Consider the following 15,457-nt stretch of genomic DNA (forward strand, 5'->3'; position numbering starts at 1 on the left):
TAAAAAATATGAAAAGTTAACTGATTTTTAAAAATCAGATATAACTAGTATCTTTTTTTCTGAAGTGTGCTTGTGGGTGATCGCATAATGGACAGACTTCAGGAGCGTCTTTTCCAATATGGATATATCCGCAATTATTGCATTTCCATGCAATTTCTTCATCTTTTTTAAAGACTTTTCCTGCATTTATCTTATCAGACAATGCATTATATCTATCTTCGTGTGCCTTTTCAGTAGCACCAGCTGCATCGAACAATGCTGCAATATCATCGAAACCTTCTGCGCGTGCAGTTTCTGCAAATTCCTTGTACATCTCAGTCCATTCATAATGCTCTCCAGCTGCAGCATCTGCAAGATTGGTTAAGGTGTCAGGTACTTTGCCGTCATGCAAAAGCTTAAACCAGATTTTAGCATGTTCCTTTTCATTGTCAGATGACTCCTGGAAAATGTCCTTGATTTCAACATAACCATCTTTTTTAGCTTGTGAAGCATAGAATTCATATTTTACGCGTGCTTGAGATTCGCCACCAAGAGCTGCCTTTAGGTTTTCTTCAGTTTTGGTTCCTTTTAAATCTGCCATAATAATCTCCCCTAACTTAAAATTTAGTTCAATAACATATTACTTTTGAAATATTCTTTTTAGATTCGAAAGATTTAATTTACAAAATTGATTTGTGCCTCACTGATCAATGGATAAATAATCAAACTGTCACCATCAAGATTCTCCTTATTCAAGTCTACAGCGGTAATTTGATGATTATCATAGGTTTTATAATACAAAATACCCTTATCTGTATTGTAGCAAGATGAGTAAATTGTATACTCATACAAATCAGGATCATCAATGAATGTCAATCCTTTCTGCTGTTCAACAGAACCTAAGATATGGAAGAACTGTGAAACGCTTTCAGCTTCACTGTCACCGGAAAATGAATTTTCCTTAGTGAAAGCAACCTTTACAAAACGGGACGCTGAAGACAAATCCCCAGGAAGCCCAATTGCACCCATGCCTCTGCTATAGGTATCCAAATCAAGATCTTTTGCGAAGGTATTTTCAGGTGTCTTGACAGACAGATTCCTGTAATTGTTTAAATTAAACAATTGCATATCAAAGGTAGGATTATTGGTTAAAACGCCAACAGGATTATCATAAACCTTTAAACCATTTTCCAAAGGTTCAACGATTATTGAAGAATTCCTATCAGATATCATCCAATGAAGTGGAGACAAAGGCAATTCCTCTGAGAAATTAATATTCACCATATTAAGATCCTTGAGCAACTCCTTAACATCCTCTACCGACTCCGATTGAGACAGCAAATAAGGAATGAATTCAAATGGTGTTACATTTACCATTCCCTCCTCATATTCCCTATAAATGGCATTGCCTGCAAAGTTAAGACCTGCTATTGCAACTCCCTTTTCATTACAAGCATCATAATATAAAGGATAAGCGTCAACACCTGCAGCAATTCCAATTATAGCGTGATGAGATTTTATCTCATCAATTTTCTTAAATTCAAATTCGTAGTTCCTTGGAGTTATACAAACTCTTTCAAAATATGAAATTTCATAGTCGAAATTTCTGCCAAAATAATGGCCCCTTGTTAAATATTCGCTTGCAGTACACATAAGATTTTATATATCACTTATCCTTATTAAGTGTTTTGTTTTGTTTAGAAAAATTAGAAAATAATATAACAAACCAATAAGTTTTTTAATAAATATTAGAAAAAAATTTAATATTTTAAAAAAAAGTTGAACAATTAATTAATTACAATACATTATTTTTACTATTTTACCATTTAAACATGCAAAAATAAACAAAAATAGAAAGGTAGCATTCAAGAGATAAAAACTTAAAAAAAAAGATAAAAAACTTAAAAAAAGATAAAAAAGATAATAATAAGAGAATATTTCCCTTATTAAAAAAACTATTATTCATCAAAGAATGGTTGTGGCAATGCACAAGCATCGTTTCCTTTAGCTAAGTATGAGTATACTAAAGCTGCAAGGACTGCACCTACTATTGGTCCAATTAAATAAATTGGGAAGTAAGCCCAGAAATTGGTACCGCCAAGCAAGACATCCATTAAGTAAGGACCAAAGGTACGTGCTGGGTTAATGGATGCACCAGTGAATGCACCAAGTACAACGATTACAGTAGCTACAGTCATACCAATGGAAATTCCCGCAAATCCAGGTTCTGCCTTTTCGTCAACTGCAACACCCATAACTACAAGCATTAAGAAGAAAGTACCAATACATTCAGCAATCATAGCTTGAATATAGCTTACTCCAAGTCCAGGAGCAGTAGCACCTAATCCTCCAATGGTTACAGCAGGAGCACCTAAACAGACGAATAACAATAAACTGCCTAAACATGCACCGATTACTTGAGCTATGATGTAGTAAACACTGTCAATTAATGAAATGTTTTTGCTTACAAGCAATCCAATGGTCACTGCTGGGTTTAAATGTGCACCAGATATTTTACCAAATACATAAATACAAGCCATTACAGTTAAACCAAATGCTAATGCAATAGCTATCCAGTCTCCAAGACCGCCGAGCAATCCAATGCCAGCAGCCCCAGGAGTAACGCTATCAGAAATCAATAAAGTTACAACAGCAGCCCCGGTACCAATGAATACTAATAGGAAGGTACCTATGAGCTCTGCAATGAATTTTTTTCCAATATTACAAGAAGCCATAATTTCTCTCCATAATTAATTTTATTAAATTCTTATAATTTTTATAAGCATGAAAATTTTTAATTAAGATAAGAGTAACTTAATTAGATTTTAAGAAAAAAAATAAAGTTAATTTAAAAATTAAATTAACTTTTTAAATAGTTTAAATCTATACAGATTCTCTCCATTGACAGTATTCGTGTTTTGCATCAATCATACATGCAGCACAGTTTTTACAGCCTCTTACTGGAGAACCAGGAGCTTCCTTATTAAGTGCAATGATGTTTGTCATCATGGTTGCAGTTACAGGTTCTGGAGTAAGTAAGCATGGGTAGTCTGAAAGTCTCATTAATGAGGAGAATCTTACTGTAATACCACAAGCAGGGTAAGTGTATCTTTGTGGGTTCATGAGAACTTCATTATCAGCAATTGGTGATAAGTCAACATCAAATCCTGCAACTTTAGGTACAAGATCAATTTTTTGACTGCTTCTAGATTTTCTAGCTGCACTTATTGCATTGTAACCTCTGAAAATCATGTCCATAAAGTCACAGTTGTGTAATTCTGCAGCTGCGCCTCTGGTAGGATATTGCTGTACGAAGTTGTGGAATCTTTTAGTTAATAAATCCACTACCATAGGAGCGTTGAATCCGTCTAATTCAAGAATGTATTCTGCAGAACATGCAGTTGAACCAGTTGCTAATGATAATACATTGTAAGGACTTGTGAAATTGTCAATGTTAGATTTTAAGCTTGCTTCCATAACTTTTGCAGTTGCTTGGATAACTGCTAAGATTACGTCATCTTTACACATGTTGTAGCTTGCTTGACCAATGTGGTGACCAATATCACCTACACAATATGCAGGTACAGTAACAATGTTACCGTAGTGTACTCCATCATCCATTGCAGCTTTTACAACAGCTCTCATTTCTTTTTTGTATCCTTCCATAAATGCTCTTACATCAAATGATGAGTGTCCTGCATCATCCATTAATTTGCCTTGACCTTCTATAGGTTCTTTGTAGATCATTTGCAATGCAGCAATTTCCTTTTCGGTTGCTTCTGCAGCAGTTGCACCAGCTTCAATAGCGTTTGCAAAAGCATCTCCAATACCATAGGAAGTGTTCATACCCCATGATTTTGCAGAAAGAATAGCTTGTTTGTGCATTACTGGAATGTCAATGGTTTGCAAGATTTGGTTTACAACATTGGAAGTACTTCCAGGCATTAAAGCAAAGTCCACTACACAGGTAGGACCATAGAAACCGCCATATCTGCGGATAGATTCTTTTGCAACCAATGCTTCATTGTCAGCAATAGCTTGAATGAATACGCCCATGCTGTCTGCAAATTCACCATCTTCCTCACATAAGATTTCAAGTACAGGAGGAGTTTGGTAATGTTCAATGAATGGATCGTCTTCTGGTCTGATGGTTTCAGTTACAGAAGTCAATACCTTGTAATGGCTTTCTACAGATTTTTTGTGTAAGTCAATTACAGATTCTGCTTGGCCGTCTGCACAGGTCATTCCTGCTACAGCGTCAGCATAAGGTTTTGCATCAACAATTTTAAAGTCATTGTATCTATTTGCGCTAATTACATCAATATCTGCTTGGAGAGCAGCTACTGATTCATTAATCATTTTTTCATATAATTCTTTCATCATAACACCACATTATATAAAAAATTCTACCACAAATGTTTATTTTTATTTAAAAGGTTAAATTAAATTAGCTTATTTTAAAAAGTTAAATTAAATTAATTAATTCAAGAGGTTAAATTAAATTAATTCATTTAATATGTTAAATTAAAATAAACGCATTTAAGATTAAGATTATGCTTAAAAATAGATTAAAAATATTTAAATTAAATAAAAATAAAAATTTATCTTTATTTTAATGAAATATTGAATAAAAATCTATTATGTATAATCTTCTCTTATATAATAATTAATTAAATAAATATATATAATTTTTGAAATGATTCTCAAAATACTCAAATGGGTGATTCTAAACAAAATAAGAAAAAATATTAGGGTAATCAAAAATAATTGTAAAATTAAATAGAATTAAATAGAATAAAATGAAATTAAATAGAAAAAATAGGATAAAAAAGTGAAAAATAGAATAAATAAAAAAGTTGAAACTTCAAGAAATGAAGCCTCAAAAAGGATTAAAATTGAATAGATCTAAAGATTACTTATGCAATGTATTTCTTTAAATCTTCAACCTTATCGGTTTTCTCCCATGGAAGACCTTCAATTCCAAAGTGACCATATTTAGCTGTTTGTTTATATTTGGTAGATCTTAAATTCAAGGTTTCAATGATTCCATCAGGAGTCAATTTAAAGTTTTCACGAACAATTTCATCCATGGATTTTGTGGTAGGGACTTCAGTTCCATAAGTGTCTACCATAACTGAAGTTGGCTCAGCAACTCCAATTGCATAGGATATCTGAATCTCACATTTTTCTGCAAGTCCGCTTGCTACAATATTTTTAGCAATGTATCTTGCCATATAGCATGCACTTCTATCCACTTTAGTGCAGTCTTTACCTGAAAATGCTCCACCACCGTGTCTTGCATATCCTCCGTAGGTATCCACAATGATTTTACGTCCAGTCAATCCTGCATCACCATGAGGACCGCCTATTTCAAAAACACCTGTAGGATTGATGTGCTCTTTAGTGTTTTCTGTCATTAATTCCTGTGGAATAACTGCCTTGAAGAGCTTTTCACGTATATCTGCCTTAAGCTGTTCCTGATTATTTGACATTGTCTCATCATGCTGAGTTGAAAGAACAACTGCATCCAATGAAATTACATTTCCATCCTTATCGTAGTTTACAGATACTTGAGCTTTACCATCAGGCCTTAAGTATGGAATTTCACCGCTTTCACGGAGCTCTGTTAATTTATTAGTAAGCTTACGAGCTAAATCAATTGGGAATGGCATTAAAGAATCAGTTTCATTGGTTGCATAACCGAACATCATACCTTGATCTCCAGCTCCACTTTCTTCACCTTCGCGGTCTACTCCTTGCTTAATGTCTGGAGATTGAGCATGCAATAAACTGACAACTTCACAGTTGTGACCATCAAATTTCAAGTCAGGATTATCATATCCAATTTCAATGATGGTGTCTCTAATGATTCTTTCAATATCAGCCCTAGTAATATTGGCATCTGCTGTAACTTCACCAAATACCATACAAAAATCAGTAGTTACACAGGTTTCACATGCAACATGCGCATGAGGGTCCTGTTCCATAAATGCATCTAAAATTGCATCTGAAATGATATCTGCAACTTTATCAGGATGCCCTTGGGTTACTGATTCAGATGTGAATGTCTTATATATTTCACTCATTTTTTCACCAATTTAATTATCTTTTAATATTTTTCTATTTACTTATATAAATATTTGGCTTTTATTCATATATAATTATATAAAGAACAATCTGATTATTTTGTACCGTATATTCTATCTCCAGCATCTCCAAGACCTGGAACGATATATTTATTCTCATTTAATCCTTTATCAACCACTGCACAATAAATCTGAACATCTGGGTGATTGGTTTCAATTACTTTAATTCCTTCAGGCGCCGCAACAATGCATAAAAACTTTATTTGCTTTACACCATCTGCCTTAAGCTTATCAATGGTTGCTGAAACGCTTCCACCTGTTGCAAGCATAGGATCTATAATCATAGCTATCCTATCTTTAATATCAGATGGCATCTTGTAGTAGTATTCAACAGGCTCAAAGGTTTCTTCATTACGGTAAAGCCCAATATGCCCTACTTTAGCATTAGGAATTACATTGATAATCCCATCAACCATACCCATACCTGCTCTTAAAATAGGTACGACAGCATAATTGTCTTCATTCAGTTGGCCGGTTTGCATCTTTGCCAAAGGAGTTTCAATTTCCACTTCCTCAAGCTTTGCATCCCTAGTAGCTTCATAACATAAAAGAGTGGATATCTCAGTAACAAGCTCTCTAAACTCTTTAGTACCTGTAGTAACACTTCTTAAAATACCTAATTTATGTGTTATCAATGGATGGTTTAAAACAATTTCATTCATATTATGTCCCCATGATTTTTTAGAATATTAATTTTTTAGAATATTAATTATATTTTTGGAATAATTAAGTTAAATAAGTTATTATTTTAATTTCTATAAAATAACAATTAAAAGACGTGAATAAAAAATTTAAAAAAATGTATATAATAATCTGAATAATAAAAATCAAAAAAATTGGAATAAAAAAAGAAAAAAGAAAAAAGAGAAGGAAGTTTATTTAACTTCTGGAACATATTCATTATCTTCTTCTCTTTCTGGAATGATTAAGTTAAGTACTACACCAATGATTGCTGCAAGAGCCATACCAGAAATGGATACTGATAAGTCACCTTGAACAATGGATAAGGTAGCTCCACCTAAACCAAATACTAACATGGTCGCTGCAACAACAATGTTCTTATTGTTATTGAAGTCAACTTTCTCTTGGATTAAGAGTTTTACCCCATTAACTGCAATGAATCCGTAAAGAAGAATTGCTACACCACCAATAACAGGGTTAGGCATAGCTGCAAGAAGTGCAGTTAAATGTCCAGAGAATGCAAAGAGAACAGCAAAGACTGCAGTTAAACCAATAACATAAATTGATGCCACTCTTGTTAAACCTACAACAGAAGTGTTTTCTCCATAGGTAGTGTTTGCAGGACCACCGAGCAATGCTGCAAAGAAGGTAGCAAGACCGTCACCTAAAAGGGTTCTGTTTAAACCAGGGTCTTTAATCAAGTCTCTTCCAATGATTTCTCCCAATACCTTATGGTCCCCTACATGCTCTACCATAGTTACAAGAGCAATTGGAACGATTGTCAAAAGAGCAGCAGTGTTAAAGCTATAGTTGACAAATGGCATGTAGAATTCAGGGACTTCAAATATGCTTGCTGCATAGAATCCAGATAAGTCAACCATACCTAAGCAAGCTGCAACAATATATGAGACTATAATACCAATCAAGAAAGGAATAACCTTCAATACTCCTCTTCCACGAATAGCTATTACAGCAGTTGTCAGGAATGCAACAAGTGCTACAATAAGGTTATTCATTGGAACAACAGCTTGGTCAAGACCGATTTCTTGAATAGCAGTTGGAGCTAAACAAAGACCAATAACCATAATCATAGGCCCTACAATTACAGGAGGCAATAGCTTATTGATCCAATCATTACCAGTTACTGCAATAATGATTGCAATTGCAACGTATACTAAACCTACAACCATTAAAGCTGAGAAAATACTTGATTTACCGCCAATAGCAAATCCTGCAACCATAGGTGCAATAAATGCAAAGGAACTTCCCAGATATACTGGACTTCTATTCCGTGTACAAATTACATAAATAAGTGTACCTATCCCAGAAGTGATTAAAGCTACTGGAACAGACAACACAGGTTCGCCAACAGTAGTGTTTACTACAATCGGTACTAAAATGGTAGCACCAAAAATAGCACATAAACGTTGAAGGGATAATAAGATCCACTCTACAATAGGTGGCTTATCCCATAAATCATAAATCATATCTGCATCATTTTCACTCATTATATCACACAATAATTAGAGAATTAATTGTAATTAATTAATAGGAATTATAAAAAAATAATTAATTCAAAATCATTAATTAATATGTAAGATAAAATAAATTAATTGATTTTTCATTAATTTATTATCATAATATATATTTAGTGCAACACTTATTAAAACTTTATCAAAATAATTTTAATCATAGAGATTATTAATAAAAAATTTGAAAATTTTGTAAAAATAAATAAAAGAAGTGTTAAAAAATGAACAAAAAAATAAGATTAATAAATTCAAATCTGTAAAAATTGAAAAATGTAAAAATAGAAAATAAGAAAAATTAAAAAAATTAAGGATTGAAAAAGCTTAATCGCCACCGACAAAATCATCTAAAGCTTGTCCTGTAAAGTGGAATACATCCCAGTTTTTCTCCTCTGCACCTATAGAGTTATAGAAATCCTTACTTGGCTGGTTCCAATCAAGGCAAGTCCATTCAAATCTACCATATCCTCTTTCCTTAACAATCTTTGCAAGTTCTCTAAGCAAAGCTTTTCCATATCCTTTACCACGATATTCAGGATCTATAAAGAGGTCTTCAAGATGCATATTAACATTAGCTATGTAAGTTGAAAAACTTAAGAAGAAAAATGCAAATCCTATTTCCTTTCCATCTTCAAGAGCAAATATAACTTCAGCCTGATTCTTATCAAAAATCCAATATTTCAATGATTCTTCAGTAGCTATCACTTCATCTAAACGATGCTCATAATCTGCCAATTTCCTGATAAATTCTAAAATTAATGGCACATCTTCCTCTTTTGCTTCACTAAATGTTAATTCTGGCATTTTTAAATCTCCATTGATTGATAATTAATATGATATACATACTTTAATCTATTGATACTAAACTAAATATTTTTTTCAAAATTAAAAATTTATTCTTGACATTCAATTTATTCTAAACTAAATAATTTATCTTCATAATTTTCAACAAAGTATCTGATGTTCTTTCTTCCTTTTGTAATGAAATTATGACCTTCTGCTTCAAGCATTTCCTTTTGGTATTCCACTCCACCAGGATATTTTGGATTCAATTCACCATCCTTTTTAAGAGTTCTCCAAAATGCTATCTTATCGTTTTCCCTCTCTTCGCTTGCTTGAGCCGCTAATGAAATGAAAATTCCTGCAGTCATGGGACAAGTGAATTCAGCACCATATTTCTTTGCCAAAAATTCCCTTATTTCAGTAATTGTAATGATCTTTCCTTCAGGAATTTTAGCCATAATCTCATTATATTCCAATGGAGGAGCAATTAACATATTCTCCCCACCATAGCGTTCAATAGACTTTTCATCAGTAATCTTTATAACTTTCGGCATATCTTTTGAATCATTAAGTTTTTCATTAAAGCTTTTTCTAGCCATAATATCACCAATTAAAACTTTTTTTATCTTAATGACTATAAATATTTCTATTTAGTTCCATATTATTGAAACAATTATTTAATCAAATCCTCTAAAGCTTTTTCAAATTTATCGGTAATTGCTTCCCAATCATTTGACTTGACATATTCTCTTCCTTTTTTGGAAATCTCATCATATCTTCCTTCATCCAATATCTTTTGAGCAGTTTCCAAAACTTCCTCTGCCTTTTGGACATATTCTATTCCATTTCCATAGCCAAACTCTTTGGAAATTCCAGGAAGTTCAGTCGCTATAACAACCTTTTCCATAGCCAAATACTCATAAAGCTTGATTGGAACAATATCCTGCATTATCTCTTCGTCAATATATGCTGGAAGAAGGCAAAAGTCTGCAGATGCCAAAAATTCAGGAATCTTATCATAAGGCTGCTTTCCTGTAAGAATCAATTGATCTCCAAGTTCGTATTCTTCTTTTATTTGAACCATCTTATCATAGGCATCACCATCACCTACAATAAGAATCTTCATGTTCGGATACTTTTCCTTGTTCTTTCCAAGCTCGATTGCCAGTTCCTTCATCCCTGCAAACTCATAGATCCAGCCCATAAAGAAGAGAACTGTATCATTTTTATCTATGTTATACATCATTTTTATATTGGAATCATCAAGTTGAGGGTCAAAGTCATTTAAATCAATTCCAGCATCAATTAAAATGGTTTCATTTGGATTGGCACCTAAATCAATTGCCAGTTCTTTAAGCTTTTGATTGATTGTAATCACAAGGTCAGAACGTTCTATGGCTTTCATGTTAATTTTCTTTCCAAATGACTGGAATGTCTTTTCTGGAATGAGTGCATAGAGAACATCAATCAGGTAGTATACAAATGGAATATTGTGCTTTTTGGCAAGTTTCGAACCTGAATATGCATTAAGCAATCCCAAACCCATTATTAGGTCTGGCTTGAACTCTTCTATCTGCCTTTTGATTTCCTTTTCATGGGTGAAATATAGGGACATGTAGTTCAATACCGGTTTTTTGATGAAGGAAGGTCTGATCACTTGTATATCCGCTTCCGGCTTTACCTTGAATACGTTATCATGAACTTCCCTATGGAAAATTAATCCTTCAGGGTCTTCCTTTGGCCAATCAATAGGATAATCGATTACCTTCACTTCATGTCCTCTGAGCACCATCCTGTCCATTAAATGGTGCTGTTGATGTGGATTTCTCTTTAACCAGTCTGATTCCTGAACTACCAATATTTTCATATGTTCACCCAATTTCCAAAAAGTAATTATTATTAATTATTTATTTGTAATCTTTTATTTAAATATATGAAGATTAACATGGAAAATCTAATTCTTATTTTAAATTATGAAGATTATAAAAAAGTATTTTAAAATCAAATTATAAATAAATATTATCTAAGAGAATAAGAAAAAAAAATTTTAAAAACTTAATTACGGGATATTATGAAAATTTGTCTTTATGGTGCTGGAAGCGATAATATAAAATACAAATATATCAAGGAATCCTACAGATTAGGAGAGAAAATAGCTAAGAGAGGACATTCTCTTGTATTCGGAGGAGGTTCCACAGGAGTGATGGGCGCTGTTTCAAAAGGAGTCCTGGACAATAATGGAAAGGTTTTGGGAATTGCACCAGTATGGATGGAGGAGTTTGAAGGAATCTGCAGAGACTGTGATGAATTCATCTATACCGAATCAATGGATGAGAGAAAAAGCCTATTTTTAGAACATTCCGACGCATTCATTATAGCTCCTGGAGGAATAGGAACCCTTGATGAATTCTTTGAAGTAATTGTATTGAAGAAATTAAACCAGCACAATAAGAAGATTGTAATATTCAATATGTTCAATTTCTATGACCCGATGCTTGAAATGATTGATTTCATGATTGATGAAGGAGTCATTAGAGCTAAAAGGGATAAAAACACTTTTAAAATAGCTAATTCAATTGATAAGGTTTTTGAATTATTGGAAAAATAATAATAAAAATTTTTATTAAAAAAAAGTTTTTAGAGAAAATAGAAGCAAATAAAGATAAAAATAAATAAAAAATGGAAATTGGATAAAATTTCCATTTAAAATATGAAATTCTGATTTTTCTTATGTCTATATGAGATTCCAAATGAATCGATGGCTATTCTTCTTAAAACTTCCAGATTATTGTCATCTATATGAACTATTTTTTCCCATTCCATTTCAAGACGGTCTATTTCATCTAAAATCTCTTTTCCTTTTTCTGTTAAACAGCAATCATATGGAAGGCCATTTTCAGGATTTTCATCAATTTCTATCAAACCTTTTTTCACAAGCTTTTCATATCTCTTCAAATACAAATCCAAGTGCAGGTTGAACAGGTCATCCTTTTCAGCCCCTTCATAACGTTTCACTCTAATGCGCTTATGATGTGGCTTTTCATGTTTTCTTACTTCTTTCAATAGCTTGATCTGACTCCTATGCAAGTGAAGACTTAAGTTTTCACGAACATAGGTTATTTTAGACTCTTCAATAATTGAAATTAATGAAGATGCATTCATATTGATTATTGACTTGTTATGCGGATGAGACATTTTATCACCATTAATCTTAATTTAAAATGAAATAACTTTAAAAATACATTAGTAATACTTAAGTTATTATATTTATTACTATATCGCATCTTATTAATAAAAATATCTAAAGATATCAAATTCAGAAAAAAAAAGAAATAAAATAAGAACTGAAAATAAATAAAAAAAGTTTAAAAAATAATTAAAAATAGATAAGATTTTTGAAAAAAGAACAAAAAGATTAATCATACAGCTTATTCACTACTTCCAAAGCCTTATTGAATGGTCGCATGCCAGAAGTCAATAAAATGACCTTTAGAACATCCATCATCTCATCGCGACTGATGTCAAGTTCCTTTTTGGCTTTGGATACCTGCTTTAAGAATGCTGAACTTTCAGGATTGGTAGCTGAAATGGCTATTGCAATCAATTTTTGAGTCCTATAATCCAAGACATTGGCATTCCATACATTCTTATCCAAATTTTCTATTGAATCATATAATTCAGGGTCTTCCTTTTTGATTTGACGAATGCCCTTGCCATAAAATACCTTTTCACCCATGATTCCACTCTAAAAAATGCATTAGGACGGTTTATTTTTCAAAGACCTTATTTGCAATTTGCAAAGCCTTATTGAATGGCTGCATACCTGAAGTCAATAAAACCACTTTCAATACATCGATAACTTCATCGCGAGTTACACCCAATTCCTTTTTTGCACTCATGATCTGTCTTTCAGTGGCACGGCTATCTGCATTGGATGCGGCAATTCCAATGGCTATCAACTTTTGAGTCTTATAATCCAATGCCTTTCCATTCCATACAGCTTCATTTAAAGCAACGATAGCTTGATACAGAACTTCATCCTCTTCCTTTACTCTTTCCATGCCTTTGCCGTAAAATACTTCTTCTTTCATTTTGACCCTCCAAATAAATGGAATTATTAATAATAGTTTATTTTGAAAAATATTTAAGATTATTGTAACTTCATTGGTATAAAAGGTAAAATCAAGGTTTGCAGACCTTACATGGTTCGTATCCTTGACTGATTGCATCTGATCTGCTTTTGAAAGTGACCTTATTCTTTTGGGAAATCTTCTTTCCCCACCTGCAGTCAGTATAGTGGAATTTATGACTGTTTGCACTGGCTATGTAAAGTCCGGATCCTGTAGAACTACTGGTCAAGCTGCCGGATGAACTGCTGGATGAAGTGCCTCCACTGTTTGAAGATTTATGGGAACTTATATATTTTGAATATCCGTCTGAATCGGCATACCAGTCATAAGGATAGAACTCACTTGGAGGCATATACATGATCTCTGCAAGGTTTTCCCTTAAAAGCATCTCATTCAAGTTCTTGCCATCCACAATCACTACAGCTAAATACCGGCCATATCTGTCGGTATTCTTGGAATCATCGATATCCAAGCTCACTTCCTTATTCAAGCACAACTTTTGAACAAAACGCTTGGAGCAGATATAACCTTCCAGTCCTCTTTCCGGAGTGTTTACTCCAACCAATCGTATCTTGCCCAATCCATCCACTTCAATGGTGTCCCCATCAGTTACATAAGTGCACATTCCAGTGAATTCCGCTTGGCAATCAGTATCATCATACTTGTTCAAGATATCATCATTTGATAAGCTGGAATATTTGGAAAAAGGAATGTCATGAGAGAAACCGGTTCCTGTATATGCAGAACAAGATGAAATCACAGATAATCCCAAAATCAGAATAATGAGTAAAATCAATAAATGTTTGCCTTTCAATTTCATATTAAACCCCCAATTACAAAATAATTTGAAAAAACTATTCTAAAACAATTAATTATAATATATATTTGGGAATATATAAAATTTTTTAAAAAGAAATGAAAATGCATAAAAATAATCTAAAGTATTAATAAACATTTTCAATAAAAATATTAGTATTAATTTATATAAATACCAAGAGGCTGAAAAATGAAAATGCCTGAAAAGATAGATACAATCATGTTTGCACCTTGTGGAATGAACTGTAAGCTATGCATTAAACACCTGTCAGAGAACAGCTCCTGTCCTGGATGCCTGATAGATAGCCCAAATAAGACAAAGAATGCATTGAAGTGCAAAATAAGGAAATGCCTTGAAACGAAAAGAGTGAAATATTGCGGTAGATGCAGCGAATTCCCTTGCAAGCTCATTAAGAAACAGGATAAAAACTATAAAAAGAGATACGATTTTTCCACATTAAAAAATGCAAAAAGAATCACTTATACCGGAATCAATAAGATTATGCTTGAGGACAGAATGAACTGGGAGTGTGAGTCATGCGGAGGAATCATAAGCATTCAAGAGCATATCTGCAGTGAATGTGGACAAAAGAATGATAATAAATAGTTTTATTAGATTTACTAAATATTATAAAAAGTTTAATCGAGAAAAGAATAAAAAATTATAAATTATATTAAATATTAAATAATATAGTACATAACTTAAATGAATAAATTAAAAATACTTAAAAAGTGATATGATGGCAGCTATTCAATGTCCTAGATGCGGAAAGATAAACGATGGAACTACCGATTTCTGCATATACTGTGGGACTATCTATGAGGAATACAATGCTGAAGAGGATGATTCAAATTTCTTCTTTATTCCTACAGGAGGCGGGAAAAAACAGAAGGTTAAATTTAATCCTATGCCAGATAATTCCTCATCTGGAGAAAATAATTACAGATTTATGATTATCCTAGGTTATATATTTGCAATATTAGGCAGTGTGCTTGGCTTCATTTTTGCCATCTATCTGATTACAAGAAAAGATGCAAATGCTAAAAAGCATGGATTAATCCAATTAATAGTGTTAATCGCTGAATTTGCACTTATTGGCTTTTTAATATTCACTGGACAAATGGATCCGAATATCATTTTAAATCCATTCAATACCACCAATATGACCAATATGAGCCAGCTTTATAATTCAAGCGCTATGAACATGAGTGGTTCCAGCAATATTTCCAGCATATTTGGTTTTAAAATATAAACCATTTTCCTTTTTTTACTTAACACAAAAAATAGATTATTAAGAATCAAAAAATAGCTCTTTTTTAAAAAATAATTAAAAATAGAAAAGAAATAATAAAATAAAATCTCTTTTTTAAAAATTTAAAAATAAAAATAAAA

Annotated in this window: 17 protein-coding genes; 3 read left to right on the forward strand and 14 right to left on the reverse strand. The window is 32.6% G+C overall.

The window, feature by feature from the left end:
- Positions 1 to 34: 34 nt before the first annotated feature.
- The 10 genes from rbr to IJE13_RS04005 form a co-directional block, all read right to left on the reverse strand.
- On the reverse strand, positions 35 to 580 hold the full coding sequence (rbr, locus tag IJE13_RS03960) for a rubrerythrin (protein ID WP_292777349.1): 546 nt from the start codon (positions 578 to 580) through the stop codon (positions 35 to 37).
- Positions 581 to 654: 74 nt separating this feature from the next.
- The gene (bsh, locus tag IJE13_RS03965) at positions 655 to 1,632 is read right to left on the reverse strand and encodes a choloylglycine hydrolase (RefSeq protein ID WP_292777351.1); all 978 of its coding nucleotides are present in this window, start codon (positions 1,630 to 1,632) and stop codon (positions 655 to 657) included.
- 305 nt (positions 1,633 to 1,937) lie between these two features.
- The gene (locus IJE13_RS03970) at positions 1,938 to 2,714 is read right to left on the reverse strand and encodes an MIP/aquaporin family protein (protein ID WP_292777353.1); all 777 of its coding nucleotides are present in this window, start codon (positions 2,712 to 2,714) and stop codon (positions 1,938 to 1,940) included.
- A gap of 148 nt (positions 2,715 to 2,862) precedes the next feature.
- A complete protein-coding gene (locus IJE13_RS03975; protein ID WP_292777356.1) occupies positions 2,863 to 4,359 on the reverse strand; it encodes a DUF2193 domain-containing protein in 1,497 nt (498 codons plus the stop codon).
- 536 nt (positions 4,360 to 4,895) lie between these two features.
- Positions 4,896 to 6,065: a methionine adenosyltransferase gene (gene metK, locus IJE13_RS03980; protein ID WP_292777358.1), complete on the reverse strand. Its 1,170-nt coding sequence runs from the start codon at positions 6,063 to 6,065 to the stop codon at positions 4,896 to 4,898.
- Positions 6,066 to 6,160: 95 nt separating this feature from the next.
- Positions 6,161 to 6,787 (reverse strand): uracil phosphoribosyltransferase, encoded by a 627-nt coding sequence (gene upp, locus IJE13_RS03985; protein WP_292777360.1) that lies wholly within the window; start codon positions 6,785 to 6,787, stop codon positions 6,161 to 6,163.
- A gap of 213 nt (positions 6,788 to 7,000) precedes the next feature.
- Positions 7,001 to 8,314 (reverse strand): solute carrier family 23 protein, encoded by a 1,314-nt coding sequence (locus IJE13_RS03990; RefSeq protein ID WP_292777362.1) that lies wholly within the window; start codon positions 8,312 to 8,314, stop codon positions 7,001 to 7,003.
- 345 nt (positions 8,315 to 8,659) lie between these two features.
- Positions 8,660 to 9,139 carry a GNAT family N-acetyltransferase gene (locus tag IJE13_RS03995; protein ID WP_292777364.1) on the reverse strand — a complete coding sequence of 160 codons (480 nt, stop codon included), beginning with the start codon at positions 9,137 to 9,139 and terminating at the stop codon, positions 8,660 to 8,662.
- Between the two features lie 107 nt (positions 9,140 to 9,246).
- Positions 9,247 to 9,717, reverse strand: a complete 471-nt coding sequence (locus IJE13_RS04000; RefSeq protein WP_292777366.1) for an MGMT family protein — start codon at positions 9,715 to 9,717, stop codon at positions 9,247 to 9,249.
- Positions 9,718 to 9,791: 74 nt separating this feature from the next.
- Positions 9,792 to 10,985, reverse strand: a complete 1,194-nt coding sequence (locus IJE13_RS04005; RefSeq protein WP_292777369.1) for a glycosyltransferase — start codon at positions 10,983 to 10,985, stop codon at positions 9,792 to 9,794.
- 204 nt (positions 10,986 to 11,189) lie between these two features.
- Here IJE13_RS04005 and IJE13_RS04010 point away from each other — a divergent pair, with 204 nt between their 5' ends.
- A complete protein-coding gene (locus IJE13_RS04010) occupies positions 11,190 to 11,726 on the forward strand; it encodes a TIGR00730 family Rossman fold protein (RefSeq protein WP_292777371.1) in 537 nt (178 codons plus the stop codon).
- Positions 11,727 to 11,821: 95 nt separating this feature from the next.
- On the opposite strand, the gene IJE13_RS04015 is transcribed toward IJE13_RS04010, so the two are convergent.
- The 4 genes from IJE13_RS04015 to IJE13_RS04030 form a co-directional block, all read right to left on the reverse strand.
- Positions 11,822 to 12,313, reverse strand: coding sequence for a hypothetical protein (locus tag IJE13_RS04015; protein ID WP_292777373.1), 492 nt, complete (start codon positions 12,311 to 12,313; stop codon positions 11,822 to 11,824).
- Positions 12,314 to 12,533: 220 nt separating this feature from the next.
- Positions 12,534 to 12,854, reverse strand: a complete 321-nt coding sequence (locus IJE13_RS04020; protein ID WP_292777375.1) for a carboxymuconolactone decarboxylase family protein — start codon at positions 12,852 to 12,854, stop codon at positions 12,534 to 12,536.
- Between the two features lie 31 nt (positions 12,855 to 12,885).
- Complete coding sequence (locus tag IJE13_RS04025; RefSeq protein ID WP_292777377.1) at positions 12,886 to 13,209, reverse strand: carboxymuconolactone decarboxylase family protein; 324 nt, start codon at positions 13,207 to 13,209, stop codon at positions 12,886 to 12,888.
- 91 nt (positions 13,210 to 13,300) lie between these two features.
- The gene (locus tag IJE13_RS04030) at positions 13,301 to 14,068 is read right to left on the reverse strand and encodes a thermonuclease family protein (RefSeq protein WP_292777379.1); all 768 of its coding nucleotides are present in this window, start codon (positions 14,066 to 14,068) and stop codon (positions 13,301 to 13,303) included.
- Positions 14,069 to 14,254: 186 nt separating this feature from the next.
- On the opposite strand from IJE13_RS04030, the gene IJE13_RS04035 reads away from it, so the two are divergent.
- Positions 14,255 to 14,671 (forward strand): DUF3795 domain-containing protein, encoded by a 417-nt coding sequence (locus IJE13_RS04035; RefSeq protein ID WP_292777381.1) that lies wholly within the window; start codon positions 14,255 to 14,257, stop codon positions 14,669 to 14,671.
- 133 nt (positions 14,672 to 14,804) lie between these two features.
- Positions 14,805 to 15,317, forward strand: coding sequence for a zinc ribbon domain-containing protein (locus IJE13_RS04040; RefSeq protein WP_292777383.1), 513 nt, complete (start codon positions 14,805 to 14,807; stop codon positions 15,315 to 15,317).
- The last annotated feature ends 140 nt before the right edge of the window (positions 15,318 to 15,457 follow it).

This window comes from Methanobrevibacter sp. (assembly GCF_017410345.1).
In the GTDB taxonomy this organism is placed as follows: Archaea; Methanobacteriota; Methanobacteria; order Methanobacteriales; family Methanobacteriaceae; genus Methanobrevibacter.